This window comes from Hyalangium sp. (genome assembly GCF_035629615.1).
Taxonomy (GTDB): domain Bacteria; phylum Myxococcota; class Myxococcia; order Myxococcales; family Myxococcaceae; genus Hyalangium.
This window is the reverse complement of sequence record NZ_DASPHO010000197.1, coordinates 1-4659: the sequence shown is the minus strand read 5'-3', so window position 1 is coordinate 4659 and position 4659 is coordinate 1. Positions and strand designations below refer to the sequence as shown.

Genomic DNA, 4659 nt, shown 5'->3' with positions numbered 1-4659 from the left:
GGTCTCCAGCTTGACCTTGAAGTCGCCCGCCGCCACCTGATCCGTGGCCTGGGTGAAGTCCAGCAGCGGACGCGAGATCTGCTGCCTGAGCACCCAGAACATGATGGCCAGCTCCAGGATCAGCGATGCCACGCCGAACAGCAGCACATAGCGCGCCGCCTGGAAGGCCGCCGCAGACACCACGCTCTGGGGCAGCACCGTGGCGAAGATCCAGTCGGGGCCCCTCAGCCTGGCAACGGCGGCGTACTCATCATGCTCCGGGATCTCCAGAATGGACTGCCCGGGCGAGCGCTGCCTCACCCGCTCGAAGATCTGCTGCAGGTGGACCTGCAGCTCCTCGGAGCGAAGCCGCGCGACCGAGGGCCCTGGCTGACCGGCGGCGCTCAGGATGTTGTAGCTCTCCGCGGCGCCGTGCAGCTCCAGGCCGGGATGCGCAATGAGCTCACCATCACCCCGGAAGAGCATGTTGTACACACCCGGCAGATGCTCATTGAGGGTGCGGGTGATCAGCTCGTCGATGAGGATGTCGTGGCTGATCGTCGCGGCGTGGCGTCCTTCCATGTCCACCGGCGTGGAGACAGACACCAGCCAGGCATCAGCGACGGGATCCGCGAAGATGGCCGTCCAGGCCGTCTGCCTCTGCGGGTTGTTCTCAGGGGTGCTGACCGTGAAGAACGGGAAGGTGGAGATGGGCATGCCCGGCTCGGCTTCCTGGCACCAGGTGGGGCGCTCCGGCCAGTAGAGGATGAGCGCTCCCCCCGGCAGCGTGATGTAGGTGTCCGTCAAGCGCGCGTGGAAGGCGGGCCCGTACTGGACGAGCACGTCATACGCGGCCAGAAGCCACCGGCGAGACTCGGTGTCGGCCCCCACCCCACTGGGGATGAAGACGCACGGCATCCTCGTCGCATCGAAGCCCTCGGGGCGGCTGCGGATCGTGCCGTCCGGGAGTTGGACGAACAGGCTGTCAAAGCGGGGGCCCGGCTCCTCGCGCCGCAGCGCCTGGATCCGCTCCTCCAAGGCCTTCTTGAGGATGACCTGGTTGTCCTCCGCCAGCATGAAGATGGCCTGCTCCCGCTGGCTGCGCTCCTGGACCATGCGCTCCATCTGCACGAGGGCCTCGGTGCGGAAGGAGTTGAAGATGTGGAGATAGCTGAAGAGCGTCGCCAGGGTGATGATCACTCCGATGCGCACCCCCATCCGGATGAGCGTCGAGCGGGCGAGAGAACCCTGGGTCTTGGGAGTGGGCGCGGGCTGCATGCTCAATGTGTAATGCAGGAATTGGCCGGAGCGCGATCAATTCCGATGCGCACACCCGAGCGTGGCGGTGTGCAGTTATAGGTCAGCACGCCGCCGCTCGCCACGACCGACGTCCGGAGAACCCGATGGGAGATGTGGGCTGGGGAGGGCCCAGGCCTCCAGGGGCGTGACCCCGCCGTCGACGGGCAGCTCGGCCCCCTTTATACTCACGATGTTCGGAAGGTCGGGTCTCGTCTCATGCAAGGCCGTCGCATCCTCTCTCCAGTCCTCCTTCTCGGCGCCGGAACTGGCGAGGCCACCTGCGGGATCCTCTATCTCGCGGGCTACCTGCGACGGGGCGGAATCGAGGCCTTCGTCCGGCTCTACGATGGGGACGAATCCGAGGACGAGGTGACACGCTCGCTCGAGGCCATGGTGGCCCGCGTGCGCCCCCGGCTCGTCGGGATCAGCCTCAAGTGGTTCCACCACGTCCACCGCGCGCTGCTCCTGGCCCGGACGCTGCGTCAGATCGACCCCGAGATCCGAATCGTCGTGGGCGGCAACACCGCATCGTACTGGTGGCGGGAGCTGCAAGCGCTTGACTGCATCGATCACATCGTCCTGGGCGACGGCGAGCTGCCGCTGCTGGCGCTCTGCCAGGGCGACCCCTCCCCGCCCAACTGCGTCACCCGGGCTCCGGACGGCACCCCGCGGCGGTTGCCACTGGCGTACGTGCAAGGCGCCACGAACAGCGAAGACGTCTACTACTCGCACTTCGACGACATCTTCCTGAGCCACCAGGATCGCCACGCCTTCTCGGGGTGGGTCGCGCCCGGCAAGGGGTGCGGCGAGAACTGCCTCTATTGCGGTGGGGCCCGCGGCAACCAGAAGGCGGCCTTCGGACGCGCCAAGCCGTTTCTGCGCTCCGAGCAGAGTGTCCGCCGCGACCACCAGGAGATCGCCCACCGGACGTGGCAGATGCGCTACGACTTCTCGGGAAGCTCGGCGGCGTTTCTGCAGAGCACCTGGGCGGGGGTTGATCTCTCACGCCACTCCTGCACGTATTTCCTGTGGGGGGTGGCCCCGGTGGAGCTCATCGACGCTCTGGCCCGTACCTTCGAGCAGGTCTACATGGTGCTCGACATCGGCTGCTTCTCGGAGCAGCAGCGGCACGAGCAGATGCGTCGCGGCCTGCTCAAGCCCTGTGCCTCGGACCGGGAGCTCCTGGAGCTCATCGACAGCTGCCGCCGCCATCCGAACCTGGGCATCGAGGTCTCTGGAATCGCCGGCCTCCCCTTCGCCAGCGCCGCCACGCTCGAAGAGGAGGTTCGCCTCGTGGAGCGCGTGATCAGCCTCGACTGCGTGGTGGGCTACCAGCGGCTCGAAGCGCAGCCTGGGGCGCTCGTCACCGAGCACCCCGCGCGGTTCGACATGGTGACCGAAGCGCGAGCGTTCACGGAGTTCCTCGAGTACTTCGAGCGACGCGAGCCAGGCGAGGTGACGGTGCCGATGCTGCGCTTCCGCGACGCGGCACTCGAGGAGGCGGTGCAGCGCACGTCGGATCACGTGGATGCCCTCGCGTGGAAGCACAGAGACGCGAGGCGAAGGATCGCGATCAACGGACGCACCCGCCTGTTGAACACCGCCCCCTCAACGCTTCAGTTCAAGCTCGGTGATTGGTTGGGACCTCACCGGGTCCCCGCGAAGGTGGCGCAGGAGCAGGTGACCGTCGTGCGGTCGGTGGACGGGACGGGCCTGGTCTGCGCACCTTCGGTCAGCCCGCGAAAGTTCACCGACCCGACGCTGGATCAGGGCGAGGACGGTAAAGTCCTCCTGAGCACCCTGGCCGCCTTCGAGCACCCGACGACGGTCGCCAGCGCGGTGGCGCAGCTGGGGGCGAAGGTGAAGCTCGACCCGGGCTCGGCGCGCGAGGTCATTGACCATCTCGTGGACGGACGCTTCCTGCAGCCGGCGTGAGGTGCACGGTGCCGGGCTCGCCCGTGCAGGCCTGCGGTGGGATTGGGCAGGCTGACGGTGGAGCGAATGCGGTACAACAGGGCGCGTGAGCAAAACGGATGACGGCTTGCCGCAGCACCTGAACCTCTTCGAGCGGAAGCTCCGCAAGACGCAGATCGTCCTCGGGACCGTGAGCGGAGGGCTCTTCCTCGGCGGTGCCACCTTCGCGATGGCGGGCGCGTTCACGACACCGTGGCTCTTCATTCCGGCGGGCGCGCTGGGCATTGCCTCGGGAGTGGTCTTCCTGGTGCGCACGGGCATCTCCAAGGTGGCGAAGCTGGAGTCCTTCTCCCAGGGGCCCGCGCGCATCGGCATGGGAGCGGAGGTGCATGCTTCCGCGAGGATTGAGGCAGGCGCCGTGGTGGAGATGGGCGCGACCGTGGAGGCCGGCGCGGTGGTGAAGTCAGGGGCCGTGGTCCGCATGGGCGCCACCCTTGAAAGCAACGCCACGGTGGAGAGTGGTGCGGTGATCGGCTGGGGAGCCACGGTGGAGCGCGGCGCGACGGTGCAGCGGGAGGCGAGCGTCGGGGCAGGCGCCACCGTTCAGCGCAACGCCGTGCTGGGCGCGGGAGGGCACCTGGGAGCCGGAGGTGTCCTTCGCGCCGCGCAGGCGCCCAGGGCAGAACCGGAGAGCCCTGCGGACCCCTCCGCGGATGCACGCGAGCGGCAGATCGAGGCACTGTGCGACCGGCTTCAGGCGGAGCTCCAGGAGGGTTCGCCCACCCTGCGCAGCTTCCTCAGCGCGACCGGCAGCTCCGTGGCATCCCTGCGCTCGACGTGCCGGGATCTTCTCTCGCGCGAGCGGAGGCTCCGCCGCGAGCTGTCACCAGAGTTGATGGCGCGGCTAGAGACGGAGCGCGCCGCGCTCGAACAGCGGATTGCCTCCGCCGAGGACGAGCAGGTGCGTGCGTCGCTGCAGCGGGCCACGGCGGCCATCGACGAGCAGCGGAGCCAGCGCAAGCTCCTGGCCCGCAACGCAGACCGCCTCGATGCGGAGCTGACCCGGCTGTGCTGGACCATCGAGGGCGTCATTGCCCAGCTGGTTCAAGTCCATCACGCGGGCGGCTCCGGCACTGAGCCGGAGCTCGAGCGCGGCCTGGAGCGCATCCGGGACGAGCTCGCCGCGGTCACCGAGGCACTCGAGTCCGTGGACGACGAGGAGCGCGCCGCGTTGCGCCGGCCGTCCCAGGTCGTCCCCGTCACAGGGGAGGGCGAACCCGAAGCTCCAGCCCCTACCTCGAGCTCGCGCGTCCGCCGCTGAGCTGCGAAGGGCCCACTTCGGTAGCACGCACTGGCCGAAGCCCGGCTCTACATGCGCGGGGACAGGTCTGATAGAGTCCCTACCTGGGAGGTCATGCACTCTTGTCCCCACCTGCGACCTTGGCCCTGGTGCTTGTCCTGCTTGGG

2 protein-coding genes and 1 pseudogene are annotated in these 4659 nt (G+C 68.4%); 2 read left to right on the top strand and 1 reads right to left on the bottom strand.

The window, feature by feature from the left end:
* A pseudogene (locus VD972_RS10030) lies at positions 1-1257 on the bottom strand (histidine kinase); the annotation flags it as partial.
* A 237-nt stretch (positions 1258-1494) separates the two neighbouring features.
* Between VD972_RS10030 and VD972_RS10025 the strand changes: the two are divergent.
* Positions 1495-3213 carry a B12-binding domain-containing radical SAM protein gene (locus VD972_RS10025; protein WP_324984481.1) on the top strand — a complete coding sequence of 573 codons (1719 nt, stop codon included), beginning with the start codon at positions 1495-1497 and terminating at the stop codon, positions 3211-3213.
* A gap of 85 nt (positions 3214-3298) precedes the next feature.
* Positions 3299-4513 carry a hypothetical protein gene (locus VD972_RS10020; RefSeq protein ID WP_324984478.1) on the top strand — a complete coding sequence of 405 codons (1215 nt, stop codon included), beginning with the start codon at positions 3299-3301 and terminating at the stop codon, positions 4511-4513.
* Positions 4514-4659 lie beyond the last annotated feature (146 nt).

Bases quoted from the DNA above. Each gene is read 5' to 3' on its own strand.
- VD972_RS10025 (WP_324984481.1), top strand. From the start codon at position 1,495: ATGCAAGGCCGTCGCATCCTCTCTCCAGTCCTCCTTCTCGGCGCCGGA.